A 4,510-nucleotide genomic window follows, 5' to 3' on the forward strand; every position below is an offset into this window, starting at 1 on the left:
AGGCAGCACCAGCCCGGACAGCATCGTGCCCAGCCCGCCACCGGCGAAGTAGATCCCCAGCAGCACCGCCGACCGGCCACCCGGCCGCCCGTGCCCGAGGTGCGTCGCCAGCACTCCGCCCAGCACGAACGCCACCGCACCGGCGATCCCGGTCAGCAGCCGCAATGCGAACAGCAGCGCCACGTTCGCGGTCAGCGCCGAGGCCGCCAGGAACACCGCCGTGGCGACCAGTCCGCCGAGCATGAGCCGCTTGGTGCCCCAGCGGCGCCCGACCGGTGCCGCCACCAGCGCGCCCAGCAGGTATCCGGCGGCGTTCGCGGTGTTGAGCAGTCCGGCGGTGGCGAAGGACCAGTGCAGCGCCTCGCTCATCGACGGCAGCAGCAGCCCGTAGGCGAACCGTCCCAGGCCCTGTGCGGCCGACGATCCCAGTGCCAGCCCGAACGCGACCAGCACGTCCGCTCCGAAGGAGCGCGGTGGCGCGGCGGTGGCCGGGGTGAGTTCCTGTTCCCGCGGCATGGGTCCTCCCTTCCCCGCCGCTCAGCTGAGCAGCCCCCACTTCCCCGCACCAGTCTTGCGTGCGCAGCACCACGTTCCGTTCGGCGCGAAGCGGATTTTCCGGGCGGTGCAACGCGAAACCGGGCGGGCGCCGCACCCGGCCGTCAGCCTTGGCGCGCGCAGGAGGTGAGGCGATCGGCGAGCGCGACGACGCGGTCGCGGAGCTCGCCGCGACCTTCGATGACGAACGGCCGGTCGAGCATGGCGGGGACGGTGCTGCCGAGTCGGCGCCGGATGTAGGGATCCTCCCCAGCGAGTGCACGCGGGCCCATGATCGGCGCGAGCTGAGTGCCGAGTGCGCACCCGCGCGGGAGTATTTCTCGCGGAGTGAACGGACCGTTCGCCCGATCCGGTGGGTCGAACAGTCCGTTCACTCGGGGCTCAGGATTATTGCGGGCCGTCCTCCAGGTCACCTTCGGCCTGCAGGTAGACCTCGTGCAGGGCGGCGATGGTGTCCGGGTCGGGGGATTCCCACATGTTCCGGTTCGCCGCTTCCAGCAGGCGTTCGGTGATGCCGTGCAGCGCCCACGGGTTGGACTCGGTGAGGAACTTCTGGTTCTCCTCGTCGAGCACGTAGGTCTCGGCCAGCTTCTCGTACATCCAGTCGCCGACCACGCCGGTCGTGGCGTCGTAGCCGAACAGGTAGTCCACTGTGGCCGCGAGCTCGAACGCGCCCTTGTAGCCGTGCTTGCGCATCGCGTCCAGCCAGCGCGGATTCACCACGCGCGCCCGGAAAACGCGCGAGGTCTCCTCGGTGAGCGAGCGGGTGCGGATCGAGTCCGGCCTGCTGCTGTCGCCGATGTAGGCCGCCGGTGCCTTGCCGGAAAGCGCGCGCACCGTGGCGATCATGCCGCCGTGGTACTGGAAGTAGTCGTCCGAGTCGGCGATGTCGTGCTCGCGGGTGTCGACGTTCTTCGCTGCCACCGAAATCCGCTTGTACGCCGACTCCATGTCGCCGCGCGCCTCGGTGCCTTCCAGCCCGCGGCCGTAGGCGAAACCGCCCCACACCGCGTAAACCTCGGCGAGGTCGGTGTCGTCGCGCCAGTTCTTGCTGTCCATCAGCGGCAGCAAACCGGCCCCGTACGCGCCCGGCTTGGAGCCGAAGATCCTTGTGGTGGCACGACGTTCGTCACCGTGCTCGGCCACGTCGGATTGCGCGTGCGCGCGCACGAAGTTCTGCTCGTGCGGCTCGTCGAGCGCGGCGACCTTGCGCACCGCGTCGTCGATCAGCGTGACCACGTGCGGGAAAGCGTCGCGGAAGAAGCCGCTGATGCGCACCGTCACGTCCACGCGCGGGCGCCCCAGCTCCTCCAGCGGGATCACTTCCAGGCCGTTGACCCGCCGCGAAGCCTCGTCCCAGGTGGGCCGCACGCCCATCAGCGCGAGCACTTCCGCGATGTCGTCACCGGAAGTGCGCATCGCCGAGGTGCCCCACACCGACAGCCCCACCGAACGCGGGTATTCCCCGGTCTCGTCCAGGTAGCGCTCGATCAGCGAGTCCGCGATGGCGTGGCCGGTCTCCCAGGAAAGCCGGCTCGGCACCGCCTTCGGGTCCACCGAGTAGAAGTTCCGGCCGGTCGGCAGCACGTTGATCAGGCCGCGCAGCGGCGAACCGCTCGGGCCCGCCGGGACGTAGCCGCCTTCCAGCGCGTGCAGCGCCGCGGTCATCTCGTCCGTTGTGGACGCCAGCCGCGGAACGAGTTCGGAAACCGCGAACTCCAGCACTCGCACCACGTCGTCCGGTGCTTCGCCGAGCACCGAACGGCAGACCTCCGGCACCGCCGAGAGCTCCCAGTCGTGCTCCTCCATGCCGGAAACCAGGGCGTGCGCGCTGGTTTCCACGTCGTCCACGGTGCCGCGTGCGACGCTGCCGTCCTCCAACATGCCCAGCGCCTCGCGCAGGCCGGGCAGCGCGGCGGACTGCCCGCCCCACATCTGCCGCGCCCGCAGCATCGCCAGCACCAGGTTCACCCGCGGCTCACCGGTCGGCGCGCCGCCGAGGATGTGCAGGCCGTCGCGGATCTGCGCGTCCTTGATCTCGCAGAGCCAGCCGTCGACGTGCAGCAGCATGTCGTCGAATTCGGCTTCGTGCGGGCGTTCTTCCAGCCCGAGGTCGTGGTCGAGCTTCGCGGCCTGCATCAGCGTCCAGATCTGGCTGCGGATCGCGGGCAGCTTCGCCGGGTCCATCGCGGAGATCTGCGCGTGCTCGTCGAGCAGCTGCTCCAGCTTGGCGATGTCGCCGTAGCTCTCCGCGCGCGCCATCGGCGGCACCAGGTGGTCCACCAGCGTGGCGTGCACCCGCCGCTTGGCCTGCGTGCCCTCACCGGGGTCGTTGACCAGGAACGGGTAGATCAGCGGCAGGTCGCCCAGCGCCGCGTCCGGCGCGCAGGACGCCGACATGCCCGCGGTCTTGCCCGGCAGCCACTCCAGGTTGCCGTGCTTGCCCAGGTGCACCATCGCGTGCGCGCCGAACTCGTGGTTGAGCCAGCGGTAGGCGGCCAGGTAGTGGTGGCTCGGCGGCAGGTCCGGATCGTGGTAGATCGCGATCGGGTTCTCGCCGAAACCGCGCGGCGGCTGCACCATGATCACCACGTTGCCCGCGCGCAGCGCGGCGAGCACGATCTCGCCGTCCGGGTCGTGCGAGCGGTCCACGAACTGCTCGCCAGGCGGCGGACCCCAGTGCTGCTCGATGCTCTCGCGCAGGTCCGCGGGCAGCGTCGCGTACCACTCGGCGTAGCGCTTGGCCGGAATCCGCACCGGATTCCCGGAAAGCTGCTCCTCGGACAACCAGTCCGGGTCCTGCCCACCCGCCGCGATCAGCGCGTGCACCAGCGCGTCACCGTCCTGCGCGGCGACGCCGGGCAGCGCGTCCGGGCCGTCGGCCGGGCCGATGTCGTAGCCCGCGTCGCGCAGCGTGGCCAGCATCTTCACCGCGCTGGCCGGGGTGTCCAGCCCGACCGCGTTGCCGATGCGGGAGTGCTTGGTCGGATACGCCGAGAGCATCAGCACCAGCCGCTTGTCCTGCGGCTGCACGTGCTTGAGCTGCGCGTGCCGTACCGCGGTCCCGGCGACGCGCGCGGTGCGCTCCGGATCGGCGACGTAGACCGGCAAGCCCTCGGAGTCGTTCTCCTTGAACGAGAACGGCACCGTGATCAGCCGCCCGTCGAACTCCGGCACCGCCACCTGCGTGGCCATGTCCAGTGGGGACAGTCCCTCGTCGTTCTCCTCCCACGCCGCGCGGCTGGAGGTGAGCGTGAGCCCTTGCAGGATCGGGATGTCCAGCTCGGCCAGCGCACCCACGTCCCACGCCTCGTCGTCGCCACCGGCCTGCGCGGTCGCGGGTTTCGTGCCGCCCGCCGCGAGAACCGTGACGATCAGCGCGTCCGCCTGCTCGAGCGTGTCCAGCAGTCCCGGCTCCGGAGCGCGCAGCGAGGCGCAGAACACCGGCAGCGCCTGCCCACCGGCGTCCTCAATGGACTCCGAGAGCGCGTGCGCGAACGCGGTGTTCCCGGCCATGTGGTGCGCGCGGTAGTACAGCACCGCCACCGTCGGGCCCTCGGTGCGGCGCGGCTCGCGTTCCAGCACGCCCCACTTGGGGGTCTCCACCGGCGGCTCGAAGCCGTGTCCGGTGAGCAGGATCGTGTCCGACAGGAAGTGGAACAGCTGCGTCAGGTTCTGCGGCCCGCCCTGGGCGAGGTAGCTGTGCGCCTGCGCGCAAACCCCGCCGGGCACCGTGGAGCACTCCATCAGCTCGGCGTCCGGGGCCTGTTCGCCACCGAGCACCACCACCGGCCGCGGTCCGGCCAGCAGCGCGTCCAGGCCCTCCTCCCAGGCGCGGCGGCCGCCGAGCAGGCGGACCACGACGAGGGCGACGCCTACCAGCAGCGGCGGCAGGACGTCCACGCCGAGCCGGGCGGGGTTGCCGAGCCGGAACTGCGCGACGCCGGAGACGGCG

At 71.2% G+C, this 4,510-nt stretch carries 2 protein-coding genes; both read right to left on the minus strand.

What is annotated here, in order from left to right:
* Positions 1-516: YbfB/YjiJ family MFS transporter (locus IJH84_RS17075; RefSeq protein WP_295146171.1), on the minus strand; the 516-nt coding region annotated here is incomplete at its 3' end.
* A 426-nt stretch (positions 517-942) separates the two neighbouring features.
* The coding region (gene cobN, locus IJH84_RS17080; protein ID WP_295146173.1) for a cobaltochelatase subunit CobN at positions 943-4,510 on the minus strand (3,568 nt) is incomplete at its 5' end.

The organism is Saccharopolyspora sp. (assembly GCF_017434145.1).
GTDB classification, from domain to species: domain Bacteria; phylum Actinomycetota; class Actinomycetes; order Mycobacteriales; family Pseudonocardiaceae; genus Saccharopolyspora_C; species Saccharopolyspora_C galaxeae.